Origin of the sequence: Chitinophaga rhizophila, assembly GCF_019492185.1 — a bacterium.
Taxonomy (GTDB): domain Bacteria; phylum Bacteroidota; class Bacteroidia; order Chitinophagales; family Chitinophagaceae; genus Chitinophaga; species Chitinophaga rhizophila.
Map to the genome: position 1 here is coordinate 12,743 of NZ_JAICCF010000008.1, position 25,923 is coordinate 38,665.

Consider the following 25,923-nt stretch of genomic DNA (forward strand, 5'->3'; position numbering starts at 1 on the left):
TTTTTATTTATCATATTGATAGCCAATGTTATTTTGCCGCTACCGGCTGCTGAATAGCCTGGTCTTTATAGCTGTAGACCGTATATGGGTAAATCTTCTTAGCCGTATATCTCGCTACTGTACTCGCAATCAGAACAGGTACAGTCAGAATAAACCCTCCTGACAACCGGCAGGCAAGCGAAGTGGATGTCAGCGGAGCATGGATGCTGCCACTTAATACTGCCGCAATACCCATAATGATAAAGTTGGCTACAATCAGATGGGCATGGAAGTAATGATTACAGAATGTAGCCAATAGTAACCCCAGTAATGCGCCAATAACAATACTTGGTGCAAACACGCCACCATCACCGCCGGCTCCCAAAGTAACAGACGAAATGATCGGTTTAAGTAAGACAATCGCCAGGATTGTCACAGCAAAGGGAATAGTAAACGCCTGACGCTCCGACCGGCCTATCATATCTGTTACAGCGCTATAACTATCTCCGAACAGGGCCGGTAACAGGAAAATGCCTACTCCTACAATAGCAGCCCCTACAAGAATACGTATATAATCGTTTTTAACGCTCCCGAATCTATTCTTTACAGCAATGACCGTCCGCGTAAAGAAGACGGAAATAACGCCAGCCAACACGCTTAAACCGATAATGTACGGTATAGCACTTACCTGCCAATGGGTAATACTCAGATTCAACAAAGGCTCCTCATGCAGCAATTGCAGAAACGCCCAGGCAACAAGCACCGCTGCCACACTACTCATAAGAATCGTCTTTGTTACTTTCCGGGCAATGACCTCAACCGCAAACAGCAAACCTACCAGCGGACTTCCAAACAGGGCTGTCAATCCTCCTGCTACGCCGGCACAGATCAGCTCTGTTTTAAACCGGTTGGCAATAGCAGCCTTCTGCCTAGTCACAGCGCCAATCGTCGCCGTTGACACAACAGTCGATACTTCCACACCTGTTGACCCTCCAAAGATGACTGTCAGGAATCCATTGATAAAGTGAGACGGTATCTTATAACCCGGCAGCTCATTACGACGGGTATCCAACGTTAGATAAATTTCCTTAATACCTTTATTCGGCTTCTTCCGGAAAGCATACTTACGCAATATATGTATCATTAGCAGGCCGATCAGCGGAAAAACCAGGAACAGATAAGAATAAGGAGAGATCGTCTTAAAGAAATGCGCTTCGTAATGCTCTGTTATATGCTTAAGCACGCTGGCGAGGAAAGCAGACAATAATCCTGCTACCAGAGAGGCAATCAGCAGTTTAACATAGTTGGCCTGGATAATCTTCTTACGCATAACATTCCTTTTGACGCTGCAAAGTTAGGGCATGTAAAATAAAAGGAGCGGCTCTTTCGAAGCCGCTCCCTTAAAATGTCGTTAAATGTCCTATTTGAAGATCTCCCCAAAGAAGGTCCGCATATCATTCCAGGACGCTGTATCAGCTGCCGCATTATATTCAATAGGCATATTGAACTTTTTGCCGGTTGCTGTAGCGGCTGGATTAGTAAATGCATGGGTTGCTCCAGGATATTCCTTAAAGGTGTAAGGGATGCTCAGAGAATCCAGTTGCTTTTTAAAGGTAGTCACATCCTGCGCTGGTACGAAGGGGTCTGCTCCACCATGGCACACCAGGATCTGAGCTTTGGTCAACCCTTTCTGTGGAGGCACGGTAGCCAGTCCGCCGTGGAAACTTACCACGCCATTAACTGGCAGTCCCAGTTTCGCTCCGTTCAGTACCATTGACCCGCCAAAGCAATAACCGATCGCTGCAATACGGGTTGTATCCGCCTGCGGAAAGGTCTTTGCTTTCGCCAGTGCCGCTGCTAACCTGGTATAGCCCAGCTGCGGATTGGTATAAAACGGTGTAGCATACGCTTTTGCCGCATCAGGATTATCAGCATGTTTACCGTTACCATACATATCTATCCCTACCGCGAGGTAGCCCAGTTCTGCCAGTTGTCTGGCACGACCCTTTACATAATCATCCAGGCCCCACCACTCTGGTACAATCAGCACAATCGGCTTTTTGGCACTGGTATCAGTACTAAAGGCCACGATGCTGTTTAGCGTAACGCTGTCAGCCTGAATGCTCAGGGCTTCTTCCGTAATAGTCGGCTGCGCAACTGTGGTGTCAGTAGCATGCTCTGAAGATGCCTGCTGATTATTACATGCTGCCATGCAGAATGCAAGTGCTGCCGGAGCGATCATTGTTACAATGTTGAATTTCATGCGATAGTAGTATTTGAATGTATAAATTATATGGAAAAAACGCCGCAAAGTTAATCAATATGCGGATTAGCCCGCTTGCAGCTTAATAAAATAGGAAGCATGCCTACACTACTAAAATTAACTTAGTTTATATAATTTCAGCGCATGGATCAGGCACTAAATACGGCAATAGCAGACAAATTACTGGAAGAAGCAGGCATCTCTCCCGCTACCCTGATCCAGTTATTGCCCGTGGCAGCCTGTCTTTGTGATGCCAGTCATCGATTTATATGCTGTAATCAATCGGCCGTGGCGCTGCTGGGAAAAACGCCTGCTGTCAAAGACGTCCTCTTCAATAATAACCTGACCACCATATTTAATCCGGAAAATGGACCTATGCCTGACAACTGGCAGGATACCATCCTCCGGCCGGATAACTCCATTATCACTGTTAGGGGAAGTATAACTCCCCTAAAAGATAAGACAGGTGCTGTAACCGGCTGGCTATATTGCTTCCGGGAAGTATTCCTGCCAGACGCTCAGAATGCAACTACTACCCCCGGATCCCACCTGAATGAAGAGCTGAAGCAAAGTAAAGAACGCTATTACAAAATGATTGAGGAAGTGGAAGACTATGCCATCCTCCTGCTAGACAGGTCAGGCGTGATCCAGAACTGGAATAAGGGTGCCGAGAAAATAAAAGGATACCAGGAATCAGAGATTATCGGACAGCACTTCAGTGTATTTTATCTGCCGGAAGACCGGGCTAAAAAACAGCCTGAGAAACTCATTACTGAAGCCATCAGAACCGGCAAGGCTGTGCAGGAAGGCTGGCGTATGCGGAAAAACGGTACCCGCTTCTGGGGCAGTATCGTCATCACGGCACTGCATGATAACGAACAGCGCGTTATAGGCTTCTCAAAGGTAACCAGAGACCTTACTGAGAAGAAGATAGCCGAAGACCGGATCAGGCAGTATGCCGGAGAATTGGAGTTTCAGAACAGAGAGCTGGAACAGTTTGCCTATGCCGCAGCCCATGATATGAAGGAACCTCTTCGTAAAATCCAGTTCTATAACAATTACATCTTTGATAACGCCGCGGATACCCTGCCCGAAAAATCAAGAGAATACCTGATTCGATCTATCAATGCGGCTTCACGCATGCATGGACTGATAGATGACCTGTTAACATATTCCCGCGCATCTTCACAACCCAACGAAATGAAGATGATCGACCTCAAAATTATCGTTGAAGAAGTACTCCAGAGCTACAGCGAAACCATAAAAAGCCATCAGACAGTTGTTACTGTAGGAGTACTGCCCTTACTGCACATCATTCCTTTCCAGTTCAGTCAATTGTTTGATAACCTGATCAGTAACGCGCTGAAATATCACCACCCTGACCGTATCCCGCGTATTTCCATCACGGCCGAAAAAACACAGTTGCCTGCCGCCGAAATCACCGGAACAGAAATAGACACGCCCTGTTATAAAATAACCGTAGCAGATAACGGACTGGGTTTTGAACCTGGTCACGCAGACAAGATCTTTGACGTCTTCCAACGCCTGCACGCCCGCCCGGATATCTCAGGCTCCGGTATCGGACTGGCTATCTGCAAGAAGATTGTCCTGAATCACCATGGCATTATCAGGGCACATGGCATACCTGGCGAAGGAGCATCCTTTGACATCTACATCCCCTGCGATCACAGCTAGTCCTTCAGTAAACACAGCATTTCCCTGGCAATGTTGTAAAGTTCTTCAGTTTTAGTTGGTTTGACAAAATAAAGATCAGCGCCTTTCTCCTTACAAAGCCTTACGTGGTCGGCCTGGTTGGAAGTACTCCACACAACTTTCGGAATAGCTTGTAGTTCCGGAATACCACTGATTTTCTCTAAAATTTCTACTGCGCTGAAAATTGGCATTTTATAATCAAAGATCAGGAGAGATGGTATATTTTCGGATGTACAATTAAGCAGGTAGTCTAATGCCTGCTGACCATTCATAACAGAGTGAATATTTGCTGCCGGATCCTGTCCTAATATTGCGTCTTTCAGGATTTCCTGGTCTTCGGGATCATCATCTGCTAAAAAGATAATTTTAGCCTTGCTGTCCATATCAGATTAAAATTTGTAAACTTCCGTATTTCCGCGCTTAAGTTATACAATCTTTTCAAAACTAATATACAGCAGTGTGTTCACTGGAGCGCTTTCATGACAGGTTGCAACACGAATTGTTTTAATATCATAGCAACAATAGGCCGGAGAGAGACTGACTGCCAATGTATGTTGAAGGAAAATATAAAAGCCAGGCCCGCTATTATTCACTGTGGAGGCTTGAATGACGTATCCTAGCTTGCGGATAAAGTCAGGGGTAGTGCGGACGGCTGTAGAGGATATTTGAGGAGGTACATCATCTGCGCATAGGAATACAATAATGATATAAGAAAAGGGTTAACCAGAAGGTAGAAACCTTCCTGGCGTAACCCTCTCCATTACAAGACTTACGTCATCTACGCTGCCGTAAATGAGAATGAGTGTATAATGATTTCAACTTCCTGTCCGTTAGACGGTGCACTGCCACCATATAACCATAGGTTCATGTGAACCGGCAGGGATAATGTACTTACATTAAAGCCTGCAGGTGTCGTCCAGGGAAAGAAGGAATTGGCTTCGATCAGATTGTGGCCGTGATACCCTTTATACGATACGGATGTTGCCGTTCTTACGAATTTATAGGATGTATAGGTGCCATTCAGGGCCAGTTCATACGTCTGTGATACGTTGCCCGAGCCGGTGGCAGGGTATACCGTATAATTGTAGTTAGGCCATGCATCATTACCCCAACGGGCAAATTCAATGTCTACTTCATGATGGCCGTTATCGCCTGATTTGTAATTAAACAATCCCAGTACGATGTTCCGGTCCAGTTTATCCACAGCACCTTCTATTTTCCATACATAGGTGCCGTATCCGAATGTCTGGTTAGAGTATACTTCAGCGCATACCCATCTGCCGGTGGCAGCGTCTCTCCGGATCTTCAGATGCAGGCGACCATTACTGTCCACCCATACACTGTTAGAAGCGCCACTCCAATAGTTGGGACCAGGTCCTGATGAGCCGGATTCATCTCTTACCTGCCAGGTGTAGCCACTAAAATTGATGGTACTTACTGCGGCGGCCTTTCTGGCACCAGCATTATCCACACCGGTAGTGGATGGGGCAGTCGAGCGGACTGCCTCTTTTGCGCAACTGCTGAATATGGCCAGGATGGCAATCAGCATTGTGAGTTTTTGCATAGAATAACGGGTTATTTTAAGGAAAAATGAGGGCTTTTCGTAGTATGACAATTCAGAGATCACCATACTTTGATAAAAATTACAGAAATTTTCCCGGTTTATTAGTATACCGGCATAAATTCTTTACCTGAATACGACACATATCAGCCATCTGATTTTCAAATATCTGCTTATCTGCAACTTACATATGTAACCTGCTAAGCGTCTCCCGGGTTACGCCCAGATATGCGGCTATAAGCGCTTTGGGTACACGCTGAAAAAGGGTAGGATACTGGTTTAATAACTGCTGATACCTCGATTGTGCATCATTCTTCAATAAGGCCATCACCCTGCTTTGCATACTGATAAAGCCTGCCGTCACCTTCAACCGGCAGAAACGCTCATACTGCCAGATCTCATTACATAAACGCTTCCTGTCATCATATGAGATGTATAACAACTCTACATTCTCCAGGCACTGAATGGTAAAGGACGACGGAGTGTCATTATGTAATGCCTGATAATCAGATGCCCACCAGTTCTCCATCGAAAACTGAAGAATATGCTCTTTGCCATTATCATCTACCAAAAAGGTTTTTAATAGCCCCTTAATTACAAAATATTCATGATTGACCGTGTCTCCCGGTTGCAGTATGATAGAGTGCTTTTTAAACCGCTTCTCACGAAAGCAAGCCGCAATACGCATATACTCTTCGTCCGTCAGCTCGGCCAGTTCCGCAAAATGTTTTCTCAGTGCCGGATACATAAAAGTCAGTTAAACCCAGATGGAATATGTAAAGTGATCTACATCACAGCAAATCCGTGAGGTAGGTCCTTTGCGCAAGGTACCATCTAAACCTAGCTTTGTAAAAAAATAAATATGAAAATGAAGAGCAGATATGTCCCGATATTACTGGCCCTGATATCCGTACTGGTACTACAAACAGCAACTGCGTTCGGACAAAAAAACAAGAAAGTCCTGATAGTCGTTACCTCATTTTCCGCAATGAAGGATGGTACGCCAATGGGACTCTGGCTGGAAGAATTTGCAACACCTTACTACGAATTGAAAGAAAAAGGTATCGAACTCGTAATTGCATCTCCCGCCGGAGGTAAAGCGCCTATCGATCCTAAAAGCACTACGCCGGATTACCTGACGGCTTCCGCCAGAAAATTCCTTGGCGACGCTGCAGCACAATCCGTATTAAACAATACCGTAAAATTAAGTGCAGTCAACGCCAAAGATTTTGACGCGGTATTCTATCCCGGCGGCCATGGTCCTATGTGGGACTTGCCAGATAATGCTAAGTCTATCACCTTAATTGAGGCTTTCGTTGAGCAACAGAAACCAGTAGCATTTGTATGTCACGCACCCGCAGTCTTGAAGAACGTAAAGACAAAGTCCGGCGCTTACCTCGTCAATGGTAAAACCGTTACCGGCTACTCTAATAAAGAAGAGCAGGACGGTCAGACTGTCAACGTGACGCCCTTTCTCCTGGAAGATATGCTGAAAGAACGCGGTGGTAAATTCGTTAAAAGTGAAACGCCCTGGGGGCCATTCGCCGTTCAGGACGGCTTGTTGATTACCGGACAGAATCCGGCATCTGCAGCGCCTACTGTACAGAAGTTGCTAACAGCACTATCTGCAAAATAAACCGGTATTCCGGCACGGCCCGGAACTTCAAAACGATGATGTCGTCCAGATGTGCATCTTACGAAAAGCGGGAGTACTAGCTTCGAACAAGGGACGGCCAAACGACGAACAAGACGTGGACTTGAGGCAGGAAAAGGAATACGCTGAGGGGAGTACAGATAGTACTAGCTTCGAACAAGGGACGGCCAAGCGACGAACAAGACGTAGACTTGAAAGAGGAAAAGGAATATGCTGAGGGGAGTACAGATAGTACTAGCTTCGAACAAGGGACGGCCAAGCGACGAACAAGACGTGGACTTGAAACAGGAAAAGGAATACGCTGAGAGGAGTACAGATAGTACTAGCTTCGAACAAGGGACGGCCAAGCGACGAACAAGACGTGGACCTGAAACAATGAAATAATAAACAAACGGCGAACCAGCCCGGTATAAACCTTTAGTAAAAAGTCATCCGAAAAGGTGGCTTTTTACTTTTGTACCTTAGTGGTACATTTATGAGGCCGTGAATATCGAATACTTACTTAACTATCTGTTACACATGCCAATATGGGCATTGTGGCTTCTTTTCCTTGTAGAAAATCTACTGATCACCTGTAGTATTCTGCTGATAGGTCGCTTCTTTCACAAAGATACGCCTACTTCCGCAGAATGGACGATGTGTATTATTACTAATATACTGAATACCGTCATTACATACGCCGGATTCTGGATGTGGAAACATCACATCATCCATATTACGACGGTATGGTCCTGGCAGGTCCTGCCCGATTTTTTGTTGCTGTTTATAGGGATGGATCTGTTGATGTTTCTATTCCACCTCACTATTCACAAGACCTTTTTGTATAAGGCAGTACATCAGCTACACCATGCATATACAGACCCTTCTCCTATAGATCTGTTTGTACTGCACCCCGTAGAAACTATCGGCTTTGGTGCTCTATGGCTGCTGTTGCTGGTAGTGTACCCTTTCAATTTTTATGCTGTCATGATCTATCTGACGGTAAATGTCATCTTCGGATTAGCAGGGCATCTGGGAGTAGAGCCGCTCCCCGTACAGGTACGTAATCTGCCGATTGTCAGATACCTGGGTACTTCTACATTTCACCATCAGCATCACCAGGATATTAACTACAACTTTGGTTTCTATACCAGTATATGGGACCGGTTGTTTAAGACATACAAATAGTCGCTATGAATACAGGCTGAAAGACAAAAGGCTTCTGCAATACTGCAAAAGCCTTTTGTCTTTTAACTTATCGTTTTTTCTACTGCTGAATCAGGAGTTTGGAACTCATTATCTTTTTCGTCTTTGTACTTACATCTACATTGTAAATGCCGCTTGGAATAGCATCTGAGAGGCTGATAGTTTCATTTGCCTTCACTACTTTTCTCAGCATTACCCTGCCCGACATATCTGTCAATGTTACAATTACATTGCTGATAGATGGATCAGACACACGCACAGTGAATTGATGCTGCGTTACCGGATTAGGGAAAATGGCATTTGTCTGCTTGTCAACCACGCTGCCGCCCGCTGATCTTGCTGCTGTCGCTGCACCATTTGCCTCAAAGTGAGACCAGCCATACGAACCGACATAGTGGATGTAATATTGGCCATTTACCTTCGGCGGCAGATTGTTAGACCAGGTATTTGTAAAGTCTACACCATTTATTTCGAGTTTGCTCAGGTTCCATGAGTTTACAAACGAAATGTTACCTGATATTACATAACAGAACTCTCCTACACCTTCTTTCTTAAATGGTAATGTAGCAGGAGAAGGGTTGTCACAGCTACCCTGATTAGCATCCTGTATGAAGTTGGCTGTAAGAGACAGGTTGCTGTTAACCGTCACGTTCACCGGATTCAGTGTATCCGTGATACTGCCGCTCCAGTTGCTGAAACGGTATCCATTGCCAGGAGTAGCCGTTGCGCTTACTACCGTACCTTCGGTATACGTACCGCCGGCAGGGCTGAGCGACACTGAGCCGGTACCTGAAACTGCTGTCGTGATGGTGTACCGTTTTGGTGCCACTACATTGGATACATATAGTATGCTGCTATCCCGGAAGCTGCCATCTGCAGTAGTAGCTGTGATTACAACACGTCCTGCGGTTAATGCGGTTACTACCCCGGTACTGCTCACCGTGGCCCTTGCCGGCGTACCGGAAGTCCAGGTTACGGCTTTATTGGTCGCGTTGGATGGCGCTATTGTAGCAGTGAGTTGCAGCGTAGTATTGATGTTTAGTGTATCAATAGCAGGTACCACATCTACACCGGTAACTCTTACAACCTGCGTAGGCGTTGGTGTATTACCAAATACCAGTACATTGTCTACATACAGCGGGATATTATTGACCACTTTCAGATTGCCATCTACTCCCTGTGATGACCAGTCGTTAGTTGCATTCCAGGCACTGGCGCTGGCTTCATATGGCAGGCGGATACGGATCTGTGATTCCTTTCTGGACTCACCCTGACCACCAGGCCATATCTTAATTGTGGGATTGTAAGTAACCTCTGTATAATAGATACTTGACGAAGTATTCCATTGCTGCAGGGGGGTAAATGTAACTTCTGCATTGTTGGAAGATATTACATAGTCCGATGGCCTGTAACCGGCATTCAGACCTTCAGTAATATCGATGAACAGGCGGTAGGCATGTTTGGAAGCAATACGGGAAGGCCATGCCGTGTGATTATTGACCCATACAGACCATTCTGTATAGGTAGGTCCGCTGCCATTAATTTTCGCCTCTATCAGAAACTCGCCGGTAGGCGTCTCCGGTACAGGGAAGTTGGTCAGCGGAGTACCGCCATGATCCTGAATCATTTTAGACAGCAATCCGGAGAAAGCTGCATTATAGTCACACGCCACTTCATTATTTACATAATTGCCACGATCGTCTGTATAGGAATCATCACGTCCAGGTCCACCAACCAGTGCACCATACAGAATATGGCGGGATTCAGTGGGGGGACCGTTCAGGTTATTTGACCAACAACCATGGGCAGTGCGGTGGTGTGGTTTAGTAGGAGGATTAACGCCAAAACCGCATACATAGCTACGGTTATTGGGATTATTACCTAAGGCATAACTCATCTGCGAATTAGCAAAAGAAGTATACTTAGCTGCTTTGGCGGCAGTAGTGGCTGCATCGCTGTAATAAGCAGCGACAAAGCTGGTATTAATTGCATATCTCAGTGCGCCCCAGGTATCGAGGAAGGCAAGTCCGCCGGGTGTATAACTGATACGTTGTCCGCTATAGCCATCTGTCCAGTAGTCAAGGTGTCTTTCTATATCCTGCTTGTACTGCGCTTTCCCAGTCAGTTTTGCCAGCAGGGCATAACACCCGTAGGATTTATCATCCCAGGCCAGTCCCCATTTGAAGGACTTGATAGTAGATTGCGGCTCTGTAGACAGATTTGCATAGTAGGTTTCTGCTTTTGTGAGCCATGCCGCATCGCCGGTAGCGCGGTACAGCCAGATGGCGCCCCATACCAGTTCATCATTGTAACCGCTGAAGGATTGGTAGTAACTGGCAGCATCCGTTATAGCGCTGGTGTAGATACCACGGTAGTTATCTGCAAAGTTATACAACTGGATGGCATGCGTCAGTAGCGTAGCGCTGTAAGATGGGTCGTCCGTTTTAAATATCATGCTGGCAGCCGCCATTGCAGCCGCTGTTTCTGCAGCCAGTTCTGAGCCAGGGTGTGCCTGATCAATTTTGTATGCAGGACGGGCCATTGCCATTACTTCGGCAGATCCCCACCAGGCATGATCTGTACCTCCGTTGCCGACTTGTCCGTACAGCTCATTAGGAGCAGTATGGCAGCGGATGAAGTAGTCATTTACAAACCGGAGATTGCTTTTCAGGTATCTCATCTGACCGGAAGTATTGTATCCGGCGGGATAGTCAATAGCGCCCCAGGCAAGTACAGTAGCAGAGAATGCCATCGGGAAGTTGAACTTAACGTGGTCACCGGCGTCATACCATCCGCCGGTAAGGTTCTTACCTACATCACTGCCATCATTGAGAGCGGAATTACCACGCCAGGTAACGCGATTATCAGCAGGTAAAGCGCCCGATCGCTGGGCTTCGTAAAAGAACATGGACTTCTGGAGCACTTCCGCATAATTGTAGCTTTGTGCTTTGGTTTGTCTGAGGGAAACCATCATCAGGATGGTTAGGAACACAGGCAGGCATAGTTTTCCGCCGCCTCTTGTTCTCATGAGGGAAAATCTGGTTTTCATCGTATACCGTTTAAAGTAAAAAAAGTAAGGGACCAATGAGATAGAGAATCGGGCCTTAAATAGATATAATGGGTTGTTTAGGTTGTGTGCTTCTAATGTTGAATTGATATGGTACTGCAAGTTTACATGAATTAAATGCGATATCCAAGCACCTCAGAGACATATGGAGCACGGTTTTTTCTAACGTATTATATCTGAAGAGAAACAGGTGTAAAAAACATTTTTAGTCCATTTTACATGGCTAATTTGGACTCACTTTACGGGAGCCTTTATTATATGTTTTTTATTTTACATATATTTACAGCTTATCCCTTTATGCCTGAAGATGCGCGTTTAACCTATGAAGTTCTACTTATTAGTCTTTTTAATAGTCCTGGTACAGGCCGCGTCAGGACAAGCGCCTGCCAATGATCTGGTGCAGGTATATTCAGCAAAGAACTTGGAAGCAGCTCAAAAGTCGCTATCCGCCGTCAGCAAATCTTATAAAATTATATACCGGCCGGCATTACAGCTGGTGTTACCACCTGTACAAGAGGTGAAAGACGCTACTCCTGCACAATTGGTTGATGGAGATATAGCTGCGAATCAAAATTATCTGCAGGATGCACTAAGCAAGCAGGTAGAAGAGAATCTGAAGAAGGCTAACGCTGAATTTGAAGCGTTACCGGATAAGGAAAAGACCATTCTGATACTGGATAATATAGTTGTAACGAGTGGACAGAAAGCCCCAGCCAATGAGGGTAAAGCTGTTATACAGCACCTGAGTAAGCGTCAGTTTATTTTTGGAAAAGGTATTACAGCAGCGGTGGAAAATGCGATTGCTGGATGTACTCCCGTCAGTGTGCTAAATTTCAATGACTTATCATTGGGTGAGAACGATAAGTACCTGAACGAGTATATAACGTTGTTGACTGCGGCGGCAGAGAAGACCCCCAATACAGAAGCACATATTGATTACCCTTGGGGAAGTCCTGTTATAATCATGATTGTAGAGGGAACCGGGTACCTTCATATAGATCCTTCACTGGTGTTGAAACAGGCGGAGATGGATGCACTGAAAAAGAGTATTATGGCGAATATAAAGGGTCTTTACGATCTATTGCCTGCGCCTGAGAATTATGTAGTCAAAGATGATAACTTCCAGTTTAATACAGCTGTAATATCGTATGCCTTCAAGCGTAATAAAGATGCAGAGATGGAAGCAGTATTTCTGAATGACGCCAGCAGAACCTGGACACTCAATGGCGACCCGATGCCAACCGTTAGTGCCCAGGATTCCAGGTTTATCTTTACAGCCTTCAACGAAACGGCGGACGGCAAAGAGATATACAAGCTCAGGGACGGAGACAATATTATGAAGATTAGTTCTGATATAGGAAAAGCCTATGTGGCAAAAGCGTATAGTACGAAAGATCCTGCAACACTGACAAAGTCTTTTGATATCAAGTTTGCGTACAATAGCAGTAAACTGTTTCTGAAAGCATCTATCAGGGGGCAGCAACCAGTACGTATAGATTTTGGAAAGGTGATAGGAGAGGAGAATGGAAAAGCTACTTTGGAAATAGGTGACGTAGTGGAGCTTTATCTTTTCAGGACGGTATCTGGTGAAGAAAAGTTAGTGACTACCTCTCTGTGGTCTGCTGATGGTGAAAAGTATGTCAATGCGGAGCATGCTACCGTGACCATCAAAAATGGCGTTAACGATATAGCTGTGAAAGTGGCTGAGGGCGAAAATGTCAATACAATTAAGTTTGCGTACAACAGGCCTCAGCAGAAGGAAATTGAGTTCTCTTTTGCCAATGTAGATCTGAGTAAGCTGCCGGCGAGTGATCGCTCTACTGCAAAATACTATTTTGAAGATGCCTTGAAAAAGATAGACGAGAAGAACAAAGATCTTTCCAGGTATTTTATCAGCAATAATGCAAGGATCCAGTCTTATATACTTCCAGGTAATGATCCTTTGCTGGCAAGGCCATCCAGCGATGCAAAGAAAGTTTTGATGGGCTTTGCAGATAAGCAGATCGCTTTAAATTACAAATCAGACTATCTTGATGTCATCAATATAAAAACTAACAAAAGAGGTATTATAGAAGACGCGACGCTTGTTGTCAGGTTATATGGTAATGACCGGCAGTCATTGCTGAACGCAGCTGTCGATAAATCACCAGCCATACAGGATGCGGCTAATCTTATTCTGGACAGGCTGAGAAATACAGATCAGAAGATGTCTGGCAGGATCCGTAAATTGATAGAGGCCGGCACGTTAAAGGATGCAGATTTGAACGACTGTTATGAACTTATTCCGGATGATGCAGGAGTAATAACATCGTACTGCAAGATCATCAACAGTAAGAAATTGCTTTATCTGAACTATAATGGTATACTATTGATGGATGCAACACATCCGGTAACGATGGAGCATAGATTTACGAGTATTACAGCGCACGAAATGGTACATCTGTATTACACTGCCCAGCATTACCATTCGGTGTTGAAGTGGCATGTCATCCGTAGTAAACAGTCAAAATACGGTTATAAGTTCGGAACAAGCCGTTGCAGTCAGGATGATGGGCATGAGGTCAACAATCCTGAAGATACTGCCACTTGTGATGAACAAACGAAATATATACCTCAAACGCAAGGAACACCAGTACCATGACGAGAATATTAACAATATTGCTATGCCTGATGGTAAGCAATACCTGCTTGTTCGGACAACGGGTTTTAAGGGAGCGGGTACCTGACAGCCTGTCAAAGTACATCATATCCAAGGTAAATGACGCTATTTTGCAATACAGGGTTGATTATAATCCATCACTGACCGCGTCAGACAAGATCCTGAGGCAGGTAGACGGGCAGACTATATTCAGGGATCCGGCATGGATCTTATTTGAGGATCCTGAAGTCTTTGAGAGGCCGGAGTTATTGATGCAGGTATCCAGGTGGCCTGAGCACAACCCGATACCTCACTATTATATCGTTACCAAGTGGGATAACAGGTTTGCTACAGACTATACGTACCGGCCTTACAAGGGCAAGCTGAGGGATACCTTATCATCGAAGAAATATGACAGCTACAACAGTTTCTTCCCCCATGATGAGCGTTTTCTGGTATACTATGATGAAGGGAGGGATATTTTCAGGTATCTGAGTGGGAATTTCTTCCAGGATCGTATTAATGGCAGCTGGTATATATTCGGGTCATCGATGATCCCGGAGGTCCGGTTAGCGCAGTACGGAGTTCGTCCGGTTGAGCGTTTCCTTATCAAGCAGGATACCACGGTATATATCATGCCTGTATGTGCAGCTATTACCCATGGAACACCAGGTAGATTTGTAGTAAAGACATTGGAGCAATTCCCGTTTGACTACCTGGAGATCATCTATTATAGCAACAAGGCTGCTGAGACTGGAGATAGCAATGCCAGGCATTTTTATGAGATCAGGCAAGTGCGTGATTATACAAAAGGGTATCCGGCCGCGCGTCAGGTGATGCAGCCTACAGTTCGTTTGCTGGGTATGCGTGAAATAGCAGTATTAGAGCAGTATTATGGCGAGCCTGTGTATAACCTGGGAAATATTGATCCGGCAGGCCTTCCTGGCAATAAATAGCGCTATAGCAGGAAGGGTAGGAAGTGTCGAAAATTATGGGTATAAAGTGTAACTTTTGAGGGTATTTTTCCGTTCTAAGATAAACCTATATTGTGTATGAAATTCAATTTTTACCCAATTGTTTTAATGTTAATCTCTACGTTGTTTGTAGCCTGTAAAAAGGATATCGAGTTTGACAATGCCTTTTCCAAAAGTGAGAAAGCCTGGAATCGCTTTAAGTCAGCTGCTGGCAATTCCTATCAATACATGGTGAATACTGTTAGTTGGTCGGGGCATAGTACGGAGACTACCATCGTTGTAACAGACGGCAAAGTGACCGGGCGTTCTTTTCTTGCGTTGGCAAGGCAGGATGCTAATGGTCAGCTGGAAATACGCTCTATGTGGAGAGAGGATACATCTGATCTGAACTCACATTCAGAAGGTGCTGAATCACTCACATTAGATGAAATATACGCGCTGGCAAAGAATGATTTACTGAAAAAGAGAGAGGATGCGAATACCTATTTTGAGACCCAGAACAGCGGTATGATATCGCTATGCGGATATGTGTCCAAGGCATGTACTGATGATTGTTTCACGGGTATCAGGATAAAGTATATTGAGCGGTAGTCATTTCGTGAAGATAGTCTGGGCTGAAGTTGACGTCTTCACTGACGATTTGGTATGCTGTTGTTTGGGGGGCGCAAATAGATTTTAGAGGTGTAGAGTTATATGGCATTTGTTAATATATCTTTGCGATAGATATAAACCTATACCATGAAAATGAAATTGTTAGCGTCGCTGTTATTATTGTCGGCGATGACGGCCTTTACGGCATGTAGTAAAGATGAGGAAACTAAAACGGAGCCTGAAGTTACCGGGAGTAGCCTGTTTGTTAGAATGCAACAAGGCGTTGAGCCAGGTAGGGATACCATTTATGGTGTGAAATACGACGCACAGCAGCGCATCGAGTATGTTTACGACAGCTCCTTCGAGACAGGATACAAGAGCGTATATAATGCCGCTGGTCAGCTGGAATCAATAGTAGAAGAAGGCCCTTTTGCCGGAGGATCCACGATCAACTTCAGCTACAATGAAGGCAATCAGCTGAACGCAATTGTTTACAGCGGAGGTGGTTACAGATATAGATATGAATTTACCTACAAAGACGGGGTTATTTCACAGTCGAGATTCTATCAGAACGTCGGTGATGGTGGCGCGCCTTCATTAAGCAGCATTAGCAATTATGAAGTGACCGATGGTAACATCACTAACATTAAGCGATACGCTGCTGATAATGTCCTGAAGAAAGAAACTACGCTGACTTATACAGCCCACGAGAATGTATTTAAGCCGTTTGTGTTGTTGAATATGTTTGCTCGCATGGGGTATTACGATCTCGCAGATGTAGAGCACTACTTTAATAAAAATCTGGTATCAGGTGCAACATCTGGAACCATACTTGACGTGTATGTATACACCTATAATGACAAAAAGCAGTTGATTAAATCAGTATCACTGACAGAAGGCAGAATACTGACAAGATTCTTTGCATACTAATTTATAGGAGTCTCTACGATCTTTTGATAAGCTGATAGCGGGCATTCTTAATGAGGATGTCCGCTATTTGCTTTTTTAGATTCCAGAAACAGCAGGAAAGCAGGTCTTAGAAGCGCAGCAGATTATTGTAGCTGTATCGGACTAAATAATTTTCGGTAATAGTTTTCATCAGACATATGCCAGTTGATTATTCTTTCTACTTCGGCATTTTGGTAGGCCATATTACTGCCCTTCATTAGCCGGTTCCATTTATTTATTAGCATATTCTTTTCTTCAATCTTTCTGATAAGAAGAGAGTCTTTATTTTCATCTCTCTTATAGTTAATGCTTTTCAGCATACTTGTCATTGATGCTATGGAATCTATTCTTCCTTGTAAGGCAGTATTAGTTTTTACGCAATTATTATACAGTTTGAGATAATACATTGCACTGTCTTGATCATTGATATTCAGCTTTGGAGTGATTGTTTGAATGATATGGCTACTATTATTAAAATGCCTGATTGAATCTTCTAATACCTTATTAGCATTCTTTAGTCGCTGCTGTTCTTGATTAAAAATTCTTGTTTTATTTATCAGTTCTTTATTGGGAATCCACGATGTCTGTTTTGCAAGGAAACTAAAAACTGATAGTACGTTAGCTTGGGTATTTACCTCTTTTTTCGCATCGCTCGCATTTGCTCTCATGGCAAGTTCTTTACTTTCAACATGAAACCCTAAAGCGTGTATGTATATCAGCATGGCATTTGGAATGACAAGCATCCATCTGATTTTAGTTTTTTTTCCTCCCAAGGAAGAAACTTTATAGATAGCTAAGCCTATGCAACTTAGGGCTGTTATAATTAAGATAAGTAATGAGCGAATCCTGATGTTGGCAATCGGTGTAAAGCAAACCAGATCAAAGAAAATTGTTGTTAACCAACAGCAAAGGGCAGCTCCACTAACTGTTTTAAGGGTTTTTATTGTTACCCATTCTTGGGAAATTACTGGGCTATTATTTTCAGTCATAATTAGTAATAATCTAAGTTGTGGCGGGTACAATTTAAATAAAAATGTTATGAATATATATTAAAGCAAGAGTTCCATGATCACATTTCCGGCTCCTGTATAGGAATACATTTTTCCTGGAGTAAATGAAACAGTGACAGGATAAGTAGAAGCCTCTCCATTTGATACTTGCAGAAGAGAAGGAAGAGAATCGTGAATCTTATAAGGAGGGTTAATTCTATTCACTGGCGGTAATTCTGATCCAAAGTATTGATTTATAGCACAACAACAGCTTTTAATCTAATCCCTCAAGTTTTCAACTTGATCCCAAGTTTTCAACTTGATCCGTCTTCCTCTCCATCGCCCAACTGTCGCACGAATTACCTCAAAAGAAAAACGGAGATAATACTTTCGTACTATCTCCGTCATCTTTGGTACCGCGTACGGGAGTCGAACCCGTCATTCCTCCGTGAAAGGGAGGCGTCTTAGCCGATTGACCAACGCGGCTAATCTTTTGTCCCTTTGACATGATCACCATGCTTAAGGGATTGCAAAGGTAAGCGGTATTTTCATATTTCCAAAAAAAATTTGCTTAACTTAAATTTATATTGCTTTATCCCGCTATAGCTTGTAAATTCGCTACTCAATTTTTTTCAATCTCAACAAACTCAGTGTAAAATGGGAACTACTCTTAAAATCGGTATTAATGGTTTCGGTCGTATCGGCCGCTTAGTATACCGTCAGATCTACAAGATGCCAGGTATAGACGTGGTAGCTATTAATGACCTTACAAGTCCCGCTGTATTAGCTCACCTGTTGAAGTACGATTCTGCACAAGGTCGCTTCGATTCAGAAGTTAAACATTCTGATAATGCCATCACCGTTGACGGTAACGAGGTAAAAATATACGCACAGAGAGATCCTTCACAAATTCCCTGGAAAGAGCATGGTATTGATGTGGTGATTGAATCTACAGGTTTCTTTGCAGACAAAGATAAAGCAGCAGCTCACCTGACTGCAGGCGCTAAAAGAGTTGTAATCTCTGCTCCTGCAACCGGCGACCTGAAAACAGTTGTTTTCAACGTAAACCATGATATCCTCGATGGTAGCGAAACTATCATCTCCTGCGCTTCATGTACTACTAACTGTCTGGCACCAATGGCGAAAGTACTGGATGATACCTTCGGTATCGAACTCGGTACTATGACTACCATCCACGCTTACACCAACGACCAGAACACCCTGGATGCTCCTCATCCAAAAGGCGACCTGCGCCGTGCACGTGCTGCAGCTGCTAACATCGTTCCTAACAGCACCGGTGCCGCTAAAGCAATCGGTCTGGTACTGCCTTCCCTGAAAGGTAAACTGGACGGTAACGCACAGCGTGTTCCAACAATCACTGGTTCCCTGACTGAACTGGTTTCTGTACTGAAAAAGAAAACATCCGTAGAAGAAGTTAATGCCGCAATGAAAGCTGCTGCTAACGAATCCTTCGGTTATACTGAAGATGAAATCGTAAGCACTGATATCGTTGGTATCAACTACGGTTCCCTGTTCGATGCTACTCAGACTAAAATCGTTTCTGTTGGCGACAAACAACTGGTGAAAACCGTATCCTGGTATGATAACGAAATGAGCTACGTGTCTCAGCTGGTTCGTACCGTTAAGTACTTCGCCGGTCTGATCAACAAATAAGCTATTAAGGCTATATCTGTAAATGGTGAATGGTAAATGGTGCTCACTGAGTTCCGTTCACTGTTCACCATTTACGTTTTACTTTCCAGCATACTTCTCCACTTTTAAACAACTTGCATAATGAGTCAATTCTCCGACTTCAATTTCAGCGGCCTTAAAGCTGTAGTGCGCGTAGATTTCAACGTGCCGCTTAATGATAAATTTGAGATCACTGATGATACCCGCATGACCGCTGCTGTACCAACTATCAAAAAGATCCTGAAAGATGGCGGTAGCGTAATCCTGATGTCTCACCTCGGCCGCCCGAAAGATGGCCCTATAGACAAGTACTCCCTGAAACACCTGGTATACCACCTCGTGAAATTGCTGGATGGCGCTACAGTGAAATTCGCTGAAGAGTGCATCGGTCCGGTAGCTGAAGAAGCAGCCGCTAACCTGCAGGCCGGCGAAGTGCTCCTGCTCGAAAACCTGCGCTTCCATAAAGAAGAAGAAAAAGGTGATAAAGCCTTCGCTGAAAAATTATCTAAACTTGGTGACGTATACGTGAACGATGCCTTCGGTACCGCTCACCGTGCACACGCTTCTACCGCTGTTATCGCTGAGTTCTTCTCCGCTGACAAACGCATGTTCGGTCTCCTGATGGAAGCTGAAGTAAGCAACGCTGAAAAAGTACTCAATGGTGCCGGTAAACCTTTCACCGCTATCCTCGGTGGTGCTAAAGTAAGCGACAAGATCCTGATCATCGAAAACCTGATGGAAAAAGCAAATAACATCATCATCGGTGGTGGTATGGCTTACACCTTCCTCAAAGCACAGGGTAAAGAGATCGGTAACTCCCTCTGCGAAAATGATAAACTCGACCTGGCCCTGGAACTGCTCTCTAAAGCTAAAGCTAAAGGCGTAGCACTCATCCTGCCTGTTGACTCAGTAGCTGCTGATAAATTTGCCGCTGATGCCAACACCCAGATCGTTAGCAACGATAATATCCCTTCCGGTTGGATGGGACTGGATATAGGAGAAAAATCCGTTGCATTATTCAGCGAAACAATCCTGCAATCCAAAACAATCCTCTGGAATGGTCCTATGGGCGTATTCGAAATGAAAGCTTTCCAGAACGGTACCAAATCTGTTGCTGACGCTATCGTTAACGCTACTTCACAGGGTGCATTCTCCCTGGTAGGTGGTGGTGACTCCGTAGCTGCTGTTAACCAGTTCGGCCTGGCTGAAAAAGTAAGCTATGTCTCTACCGGCGGTGGCGCTATGCTGGAGTTCTTTGAAGGTAAAACCCTTCCTGGTATCTCCGCTATCAAAGGCTAAGCGGTACTCCATACTATATTAAGACGCTTAACGCTGCATGCTTTCCCGTATGCAGTGTTAAGCGTTTTTTTGTATCTTGATAGTATGAGTAAACTTTTCCGCCATCTCTATTTCCAGGTTGTTGTAGCTATCTTTCTTGGTATCATTACCGGCGCCCTCTTCCCATCTGCCGCCCCTACCGGTAAAATGATGAGCGAGATCTTTATTAATCTGATCAAGATGCTCATCGCCCCTATTATCTTCCTGACTATCGTACTGGGTATCGCTCGTATGGGTGATATGAAGAAGGTGGGCCGCGTAGGAGGAAAAGCCCTGCTCTATTTCGAGATCGTGACTACCCTCGCCATCGTTATAGGTCTGCTCGTCGCTAACCTCTTAAAACCTGGATACGGTATGGTGGCCCGGAATGTAAATGCGGCAGAGGTCACCAAATATAAACAACAGGCTGCCGGATTCAGCTGGTCTGAGTTCCTCATGCACATCGTTCCTTCAAATGTTGTAGATTCCTTTGCTAAAGGAGATATTATCCAGGTACTGGTCTTCGCTGTCCTCTTCGGATACGGACTTACCAAGATGAAAGACCATGGCGCTTCACTCTTGCTCACCTTCGACAAGCTGTCCCAGGTCTTTTTCAATATCCTGAAATTCATTATGCGTCTCGCCCCCCTCGGCGCATTTGGCGGAATGGTATACACCGTAGGTAACTTCGGACTTACGGCACTATACCCCATGCTCAAACTGTTAGGTTGTGTATACCTGACCATGTTCCTCTTCATCTTTGTAGTGCTGGGCCTCATCGCATGGAAATACGAATTTAGTCTCTGGAAATACCTGGTATTCATCCGCAATGAACTGCTGATCGTACTCGGTACCTCTTCCTCTGAATCTGCTTTGCCAGGTATGATGGAAAAACTTGAGCAACTGGGTTGCGCCCGTCAGGTCGTAGGATTGGTCGTTCCTGCAGGGTATTCTTTTAACCTGGATGGAACAAGTATTTATCTTTCTATGGCAGTGATATTCCTGGCTCAGCTTTCTAAAGTACCTTTGGACCTCGGACAGCAGCTAACGATTATCGGTATATTGATGGTCACCTCAAAAGGAGCCGCGGGTATTACCGGCAGCGGATTCATCGTACTAACGTCTACCCTGACAGCCATGAAAGTAATTCCACTGGAAGGACTAGGCATTCTGATAGGGGTAGACAGGTTTATGTCTGAGGCACGTGCCATCACTAACCTTATAGGCAATGGCGTAGCGACGATTGTTATGGCGAAAAGCGAGAATGCATTTGATCTCGGGAAATATCTGGCAGCTACCGGTAAACAGCAAAAATCACTTTAATGCTTTCACCAACTTGATGAAGCTGTACTTATCGAAATACTTGTGGACATCAGCATTACTACTACTACTGCTGATAGCATGGCCTTGCGCTGACGTCAGGTCACAAGGCTCCTCTTATACTTTTGCTCACCTGGACAGGACTGATGGTCTGGCCAGTAACCATGTCTCCGCTGTACTGCAGGACAGTAAAGGTTTCATCTGGATAGCCAGCACCGCCCTGCAGCGTTTTGATGGTATCAACCTGGTCACTATCGCCAGTTTTGACAAGGTACCCGGCTCTATCTATTATGATGATATCTGCCTCTGCGAAGACAATAAAGGCCGCATCTGGATGGGCGCTCCTGATAATATACGCTATTATGATCCGACCACTGCTACAGTATCAGTACTAAAAATCGATATTCCACCATCCATACATGGCAGCATCAGCTGCAGCCGCATTATCCAGGATCATGCAGGTGTAATATGGGCTACTACCCAGGAAGGACTCCTGAAATATGACGATGTGCAGAACCGCTTCATTAAGCCCGCCAATATTGCTGAGAATATCCGCCGTGAGCTGTTTAGCACCATCATCGAAGATGGTAAAGGTAACCTGTGGATCAGTGGCCGGGGAGGAGTATATAAGCTTGACCCTTCCCGGAGGCAGATGTACCACGCTGGAAATAATCCCGATAATGATCCCCTGCTGGCCATTAAAAGCAGCGTAAGACGCTTTTATATAGACCGGCAGCAACGCATATGGGTAGCTGCCAGGGGTGGAGACTCACTCTATCAGTATACGCCTGATAAAAAAGAACTCAGGGCCTTTTCCTTCTCCCGCCCGCAACCTGAAGGCAATATGGTAACAGACATTATCGCCGACAGAGACCATCATATCTGGATCGCTACTGAAAACGGAGGCATCTTCAGATATAATGAACAGGAGGGAAGGTTCGATACCAACATCCGGTCTAATAACGAAGACGATCAGGATCTGCATTACGACTTCGAGGTCAACTGCTTCCTGAACGACCGCAATGGCCGCCTGTGGGTAGGTACAGACCTGGGAGTCAACATTCTGAGCATGCCGGAGAAGTCTTTTCGTATAATGGATCACCGGACAGTGTTCAGAGATACCGAAGCGCATTTGCCCCGGATGGAAGTAACCGGGCTATTCCAGGATAGCCATGGAAATATCTATGCCGGTTATTGGGGTCGGGGATTCTGCTGGCTGAGCCCTTCTCTCGAACTGCTTGGACAATACCTTCATGATGCCAAAAGCCCAGCCTATCAACTGCCGGAAGAACGAAGCCTTGTATGGAGCTTTGCAGAGATGAAAGATGGTAATGTGCTGATAGGGCAGGAGAATGGTATGCTATCAATCTTTGATCCGCATAAGGGACGCTTTATTCGGCACTATCATCCGCCGTTGTTTGGCGACCAGACCCTGATGACCATGTCTCCCGAAGGCGACAGCGCTGTCTGGATAGGGCTATACAAACGGGGACTGGTAAAATGGAATACCCGTACAGATTCATTTATTGCTTATCCCGGATTGCTGCAGTATGTAAACAGACCTATTACAGTGATGGATATCGCCAGGCGGAATGACTCCCTGCTCTGGATTGCCACCAGTGACGCCGGCCTGCTTCGCTTCAATACCCGTACAGGCACCGTCAGCGGCGCTGAACTATTCTCCTATGATAAACTCACCGTCAGTAACATAACCTGTATCGAGTTCCTGGATGACACAACACTGATTGCCGGTACAGATCATGGTTTGTGGGTATACAATACAGAAAAGGCTTTCGCTCGCCCATTGATGATCAACGGAGCACTGTTTGACGAATGGGTGTTAAACCTTCAGGTCAATGGTACCGCGGGCGTATGGTTCAGTACACAGTTCGGCTTCTATCGCTTTAACCGGCACCCAGGGACAATAGAAACATTTGTACAGACCGGCGATATTATAGACAACAACAGGAAGGTTCGCAGGTCTGTCAGTATGCTGCATGACGGCCGGCTGATGGTAGGAGCGTCTGATCATTTCGTAATATTTGAACCTAGTATATTACAGGTAGCACCACCCCCACCGGATGTAACTATTCTCGGCTTCCGCACCATGGACAGTGTAATCAATCTGGGAATAGAGAAAGGAAAATATGCGCCGGTGACATTGTCACACAGACAGAATTTCATCAGTATCGACTTTAAGAGTCTCTTGTATCATCATGAAGCAGTGGGCTACCTCTATCAGATGGAAGGAGTAGACGAGGAATGGGTAAAAGCAGGAGGCTTGCTGACAGCCAGGTATACCAACCTTCCGCCAGGCAGTTATCGTTTTAAGGTACGAAGTGTTGATCCCGCAGGCACCTTTTCAACAGGCATCACCACATTAACCATTAATATCCTGCCCGCTTTCTGGCAGACAGCCTGGTTCAGAATACTGTCGGTATTGCTGATTATTGTACTGGTATATGTCTATTTCAGATTGCGTGTAAATGCAGTGAAGAAGGAGGCAAGAAGACGTACTGCTATTCAGCAGCAGATTGCTCAGCTGGAGATGAAAGCTTTGCGTGCACAGATGAATCCTCACTTTATCTTTAATGCGCTGAACTCTATCCAGACATTTATGATGAAGCGCGAAACAGAGCAGGCCTTATCCTATCTGGGCCGTTTTGCCAGGTTGATCAGAAACGTATTGGATAACTCACAGTTGAATAGTATCCCGATTTCCAATGAGCTGCGTATGCTGGAGAACTACCTGGAACTGGAAAAGCTTAGGTTTGGAGATCAGTTTACTTATGATATCACTGTTGATGATGAGCTGGACCCTGATTTTACAGATATTCCCACAATGATATTACAGCCGTTTGTTGAAAATGCTATCTGGCATGGGTTATTACACAAGAAAGGAGAAGGGCGCTTGTCTATTGCCTTTTACCAGCGGGAGGGCAGTTTACTTTGCGTGATTGAAGATAATGGTGTAGGAAGAGAGAAAGCTGCTGCCCAAAGGCAACAAGGGAAGGAACATCATTCCCGTGGTTTACAGATCACGCGGGACAGGCTTTCGCTGTATAACAGGCGTTTTAATCTGGACGCTACTTTCGATATTGAAGATCTGTATGACGAGGCGGGCCAGCCATGTGGTACGCGGGTGAATGTATGGTTTCCGTTAAGTGAAGTATAAAAAAAACTCCGCCAGGATGCTGACGGAGTTATAATGAATAATCAGTTGTTGCGTATTACCAGTCACCACTAGCACCGCCACCACCACCGGAGCCTCCTCCGAAGTCGAAGCCGCCGCCACTGTCACCGCCTCCTCCGCCCCATCCGCCGGAGCCACCACCACCAAAGCCGCCAAGACCTCCCAGTCCGCCAATAGGACCGATCCAGCCACCGGAGCCTCTTCTGCTAATAGTAGTACCCCCGCCTCTGCCGCCACCACGATTTCTCATGATGAGCAGGATAATAATGATGACAAAGATCGCAATGAAAAGCCCGTTACTACCATTGCCTGAACCGCGCTTTTTGCCAGATGACTTGTACTCGCCTGCTGCAGCAGCGAAGATCTGGTCTGTCGCTTCGTCAAAGCCACGGAAGTATTGTTGCTTACTGAAATTTGGCTTTATAGATTCACTGATGATCCGGTTTGCGATAGCATCCGGAAGGACGCCTTCCATACCATAGCCTGTCTCGATGCGGATTTTCCTATCATCAATAACAGCAAGTATTACAACGCCATTGTCCTTTCCCTTTGTACCAACACCCCAGTCACGGAGTATTTTCAGCGCTACTTCACTGCTTTCGTAATCGCCGATAGTCCGCATGGTTACGATCACAATCTGTGTGGATGTACTGTCATTGTAAGCGCGGAGTTTGCGTTCCAGCGTTTCCGCCTCATTACCTAATAACACACCTGCCAGATCATTTACTGTTCGCGGAGGATTAGGCCTGGGCGGAATGTTCTGCGCCCGGACAGTCAACCCGGAAATCAATAGTATAACCAGCCATAACCAGCATATTTTCCTCATCATATTAATTTTT

At 45.2% G+C, this 25,923-nt stretch carries 19 protein-coding genes and 1 tRNA gene; 11 read left to right on the top strand and 9 right to left on the bottom strand.

The genetic code is table 11. The annotated features are described in order from the left end of the window. Window positions 1-28 precede the first annotated feature (28 nt). Both K1Y79_RS28765 and K1Y79_RS28770 read right to left on the bottom strand, forming a co-directional pair. Window positions 29-1,309: a chloride channel protein gene (locus K1Y79_RS28765; protein WP_220253686.1), complete on the bottom strand. Its 1,281-nt coding sequence runs from the start codon at window positions 1,307-1,309 to the stop codon at window positions 29-31. 90 nt (window positions 1,310-1,399) lie between these two features. Beyond that, entirely contained in the window at window positions 1,400-2,242 is an 843-nt protein-coding gene (locus K1Y79_RS28770; protein WP_220253687.1) for a dienelactone hydrolase family protein, read from the bottom strand. Window positions 2,243-2,386: 144 nt separating this feature from the next. Here K1Y79_RS28770 and K1Y79_RS28775 point away from each other — a divergent pair, with 144 nt between their 5' ends. After that, a complete protein-coding gene (locus K1Y79_RS28775; protein ID WP_220253688.1) occupies window positions 2,387-3,937 on the top strand; it encodes a PAS domain S-box protein in 1,551 nt (516 codons plus the stop codon). Here the strand turns inward: K1Y79_RS28775 and K1Y79_RS28780 are convergent. The 3 genes from K1Y79_RS28780 to K1Y79_RS28790 all read right to left on the bottom strand — a co-directional run bounded on the left by K1Y79_RS28780 (window position 3,934) and on the right by K1Y79_RS28790 (window position 6,264). Beyond that, window positions 3,934-4,338: a response regulator gene (locus tag K1Y79_RS28780; protein WP_220253689.1), complete on the bottom strand. Its 405-nt coding sequence runs from the start codon at window positions 4,336-4,338 to the stop codon at window positions 3,934-3,936. The genes K1Y79_RS28775 and K1Y79_RS28780 overlap by 4 nt on opposite strands. A 395-nt stretch (window positions 4,339-4,733) precedes the next feature. Continuing rightward, window positions 4,734-5,519, bottom strand: coding sequence for a glycoside hydrolase family 16 protein (locus K1Y79_RS28785; protein ID WP_220253690.1), 786 nt, complete (start codon window positions 5,517-5,519; stop codon window positions 4,734-4,736). A gap of 181 nt (window positions 5,520-5,700) precedes the next feature. Continuing rightward, the gene (locus K1Y79_RS28790; RefSeq protein ID WP_220253691.1) at window positions 5,701-6,264 is read right to left on the bottom strand and encodes a Crp/Fnr family transcriptional regulator; all 564 of its coding nucleotides are present in this window, start codon (window positions 6,262-6,264) and stop codon (window positions 5,701-5,703) included. A gap of 120 nt (window positions 6,265-6,384) precedes the next feature. On the opposite strand from K1Y79_RS28790, the gene K1Y79_RS28795 reads away from it, so the two are divergent. Together K1Y79_RS28795 and K1Y79_RS28800 are read left to right on the top strand one after the other, a co-directional pair. Further along, window positions 6,385-7,152, top strand: coding sequence for a type 1 glutamine amidotransferase domain-containing protein (locus K1Y79_RS28795; RefSeq protein ID WP_236059925.1), 768 nt, complete (start codon window positions 6,385-6,387; stop codon window positions 7,150-7,152). Window positions 7,153-7,689: 537 nt separating this feature from the next. After that, window positions 7,690-8,337, top strand: coding sequence for a sterol desaturase family protein (locus K1Y79_RS28800; RefSeq protein WP_236059926.1), 648 nt, complete (start codon window positions 7,690-7,692; stop codon window positions 8,335-8,337). A 79-nt stretch (window positions 8,338-8,416) separates the two neighbouring features. Here K1Y79_RS28800 and K1Y79_RS28805 read toward each other — a convergent pair whose 3' ends face one another. Further along, on the bottom strand, window positions 8,417-11,404 hold the full coding sequence (locus tag K1Y79_RS28805; RefSeq protein WP_220253694.1) for a glycoside hydrolase family 9 protein: 2,988 nt from the start codon (window positions 11,402-11,404) through the stop codon (window positions 8,417-8,419). A 340-nt stretch (window positions 11,405-11,744) separates the two neighbouring features. Between K1Y79_RS28805 and K1Y79_RS28810 the strand changes: the two genes are divergently transcribed. The 4 genes from K1Y79_RS28810 (at window position 11,745) to K1Y79_RS28825 (ending at window position 16,555) form a co-directional block, all read left to right on the top strand. After that, complete coding sequence (locus K1Y79_RS28810; RefSeq protein WP_220253695.1) at window positions 11,745-14,063, top strand: hypothetical protein; 2,319 nt, start codon at window positions 11,745-11,747, stop codon at window positions 14,061-14,063. Continuing rightward, the gene (locus tag K1Y79_RS28815; RefSeq protein WP_220253696.1) at window positions 14,060-15,016 is read left to right on the top strand and encodes a hypothetical protein; all 957 of its coding nucleotides are present in this window, start codon (window positions 14,060-14,062) and stop codon (window positions 15,014-15,016) included. The genes K1Y79_RS28810 and K1Y79_RS28815 overlap by 4 nt, the downstream gene beginning before the upstream one ends. Window positions 15,017-15,112: 96 nt before the next feature. Then, window positions 15,113-15,625 carry a hypothetical protein gene (locus tag K1Y79_RS28820; protein WP_220253697.1) on the top strand — a complete coding sequence of 171 codons (513 nt, stop codon included), beginning with the start codon at window positions 15,113-15,115 and terminating at the stop codon, window positions 15,623-15,625. A 147-nt stretch (window positions 15,626-15,772) separates the two neighbouring features. Then, on the top strand, window positions 15,773-16,555 hold the full coding sequence (locus K1Y79_RS28825) for a hypothetical protein (RefSeq protein WP_220253698.1): 783 nt from the start codon (window positions 15,773-15,775) through the stop codon (window positions 16,553-16,555). Window positions 16,556-16,677: 122 nt separating this feature from the next. Here the strand turns inward: K1Y79_RS28825 and K1Y79_RS28830 are convergent, their stop codons facing one another. Together K1Y79_RS28830 and K1Y79_RS28835 are read right to left on the bottom strand one after the other, a co-directional pair. Further along, a complete protein-coding gene (locus K1Y79_RS28830) occupies window positions 16,678-17,562 on the bottom strand; it encodes a hypothetical protein (RefSeq protein ID WP_220253699.1) in 885 nt (294 codons plus the stop codon). Between the two features lie 411 nt (window positions 17,563-17,973). Beyond that, window positions 17,974-18,048: transfer RNA gene (locus K1Y79_RS28835), tRNA-Glu, on the bottom strand. 171 nt (window positions 18,049-18,219) lie between these two features. Between K1Y79_RS28835 and gap the strand changes: the two genes are divergently transcribed. The 4 genes from gap to K1Y79_RS28855 all read left to right on the top strand — a co-directional run bounded on the left by gap (window position 18,220) and on the right by K1Y79_RS28855 (window position 25,066). Then, the gene (gene gap, locus K1Y79_RS28840; protein ID WP_220253700.1) at window positions 18,220-19,236 is read left to right on the top strand and encodes a type I glyceraldehyde-3-phosphate dehydrogenase; all 1,017 of its coding nucleotides are present in this window, start codon (window positions 18,220-18,222) and stop codon (window positions 19,234-19,236) included. A 120-nt stretch (window positions 19,237-19,356) separates the two neighbouring features. Beyond that, window positions 19,357-20,553, top strand: coding sequence for a phosphoglycerate kinase (locus K1Y79_RS28845; RefSeq protein ID WP_220253701.1), 1,197 nt, complete (start codon window positions 19,357-19,359; stop codon window positions 20,551-20,553). A gap of 84 nt (window positions 20,554-20,637) precedes the next feature. Continuing rightward, the gene (dctA, locus tag K1Y79_RS28850; RefSeq protein ID WP_220253702.1) at window positions 20,638-21,894 is read left to right on the top strand and encodes a C4-dicarboxylate transporter DctA; all 1,257 of its coding nucleotides are present in this window, start codon (window positions 20,638-20,640) and stop codon (window positions 21,892-21,894) included. Window positions 21,895-21,910: 16 nt separating this feature from the next. Continuing rightward, window positions 21,911-25,066, top strand: a complete 3,156-nt coding sequence (locus tag K1Y79_RS28855) for a sensor histidine kinase (protein ID WP_220253703.1) — start codon at window positions 21,911-21,913, stop codon at window positions 25,064-25,066. A 55-nt stretch (window positions 25,067-25,121) separates the two neighbouring features. Here K1Y79_RS28855 and K1Y79_RS28860 read toward each other — a convergent pair whose 3' ends face one another. Then, entirely contained in the window at window positions 25,122-25,913 is a 792-nt protein-coding gene (locus K1Y79_RS28860; RefSeq protein WP_220253704.1) for a TPM domain-containing protein, read from the bottom strand. Window positions 25,914-25,923 lie beyond the last annotated feature (10 nt).

Excerpts from the sequence above, each read along its gene's own strand:
- K1Y79_RS28765 (WP_220253686.1), bottom strand. The coding sequence starts at position 1,309 with ATGCGTAAGAAGATTATCCAGGCCAACTATGTTAAACTGCTGATTGCC.
- K1Y79_RS28770 (WP_220253687.1), bottom strand. The coding sequence starts at position 2,242 with ATGAAATTCAACATTGTAACAATGATCGCTCCGGCAGCACTTGCATTC.
- K1Y79_RS28775 (WP_220253688.1), top strand. The coding sequence starts at position 2,387 with ATGGATCAGGCACTAAATACGGCAATAGCAGACAAATTACTGGAAGAA.
- K1Y79_RS28780 (WP_220253689.1), bottom strand. The coding sequence starts at position 4,338 with ATGGACAGCAAGGCTAAAATTATCTTTTTAGCAGATGATGATCCCGAA.
- K1Y79_RS28785 (WP_220253690.1), bottom strand. The coding sequence starts at position 5,519 with ATGCAAAAACTCACAATGCTGATTGCCATCCTGGCCATATTCAGCAGT.
- K1Y79_RS28790 (WP_220253691.1), bottom strand. The coding sequence starts at position 6,264 with ATGTATCCGGCACTGAGAAAACATTTTGCGGAACTGGCCGAGCTGACG.
- K1Y79_RS28795 (WP_236059925.1), top strand. The coding sequence starts at position 6,385 with ATGAAGAGCAGATATGTCCCGATATTACTGGCCCTGATATCCGTACTG.
- K1Y79_RS28800 (WP_236059926.1), top strand. The coding sequence starts at position 7,690 with ATGCCAATATGGGCATTGTGGCTTCTTTTCCTTGTAGAAAATCTACTG.
- K1Y79_RS28805 (WP_220253694.1), bottom strand. The coding sequence starts at position 11,404 with ATGAAAACCAGATTTTCCCTCATGAGAACAAGAGGCGGCGGAAAACTA.
- K1Y79_RS28810 (WP_220253695.1), top strand. The coding sequence starts at position 11,745 with ATGAAGTTCTACTTATTAGTCTTTTTAATAGTCCTGGTACAGGCCGCG.
- K1Y79_RS28815 (WP_220253696.1), top strand. The coding sequence starts at position 14,060 with ATGACGAGAATATTAACAATATTGCTATGCCTGATGGTAAGCAATACC.
- K1Y79_RS28820 (WP_220253697.1), top strand. The coding sequence starts at position 15,113 with ATGAAATTCAATTTTTACCCAATTGTTTTAATGTTAATCTCTACGTTG.
- K1Y79_RS28825 (WP_220253698.1), top strand. The coding sequence starts at position 15,773 with ATGAAAATGAAATTGTTAGCGTCGCTGTTATTATTGTCGGCGATGACG.
- K1Y79_RS28830 (WP_220253699.1), bottom strand. The coding sequence starts at position 17,562 with ATGACTGAAAATAATAGCCCAGTAATTTCCCAAGAATGGGTAACAATA.
- gap (WP_220253700.1), top strand. The coding sequence starts at position 18,220 with ATGGGAACTACTCTTAAAATCGGTATTAATGGTTTCGGTCGTATCGGC.
- K1Y79_RS28845 (WP_220253701.1), top strand. The coding sequence starts at position 19,357 with ATGAGTCAATTCTCCGACTTCAATTTCAGCGGCCTTAAAGCTGTAGTG.
- dctA (WP_220253702.1), top strand. The coding sequence starts at position 20,638 with ATGAGTAAACTTTTCCGCCATCTCTATTTCCAGGTTGTTGTAGCTATC.
- K1Y79_RS28855 (WP_220253703.1), top strand. The coding sequence starts at position 21,911 with ATGAAGCTGTACTTATCGAAATACTTGTGGACATCAGCATTACTACTA.
- K1Y79_RS28860 (WP_220253704.1), bottom strand. The coding sequence starts at position 25,913 with ATGATGAGGAAAATATGCTGGTTATGGCTGGTTATACTATTGATTTCC.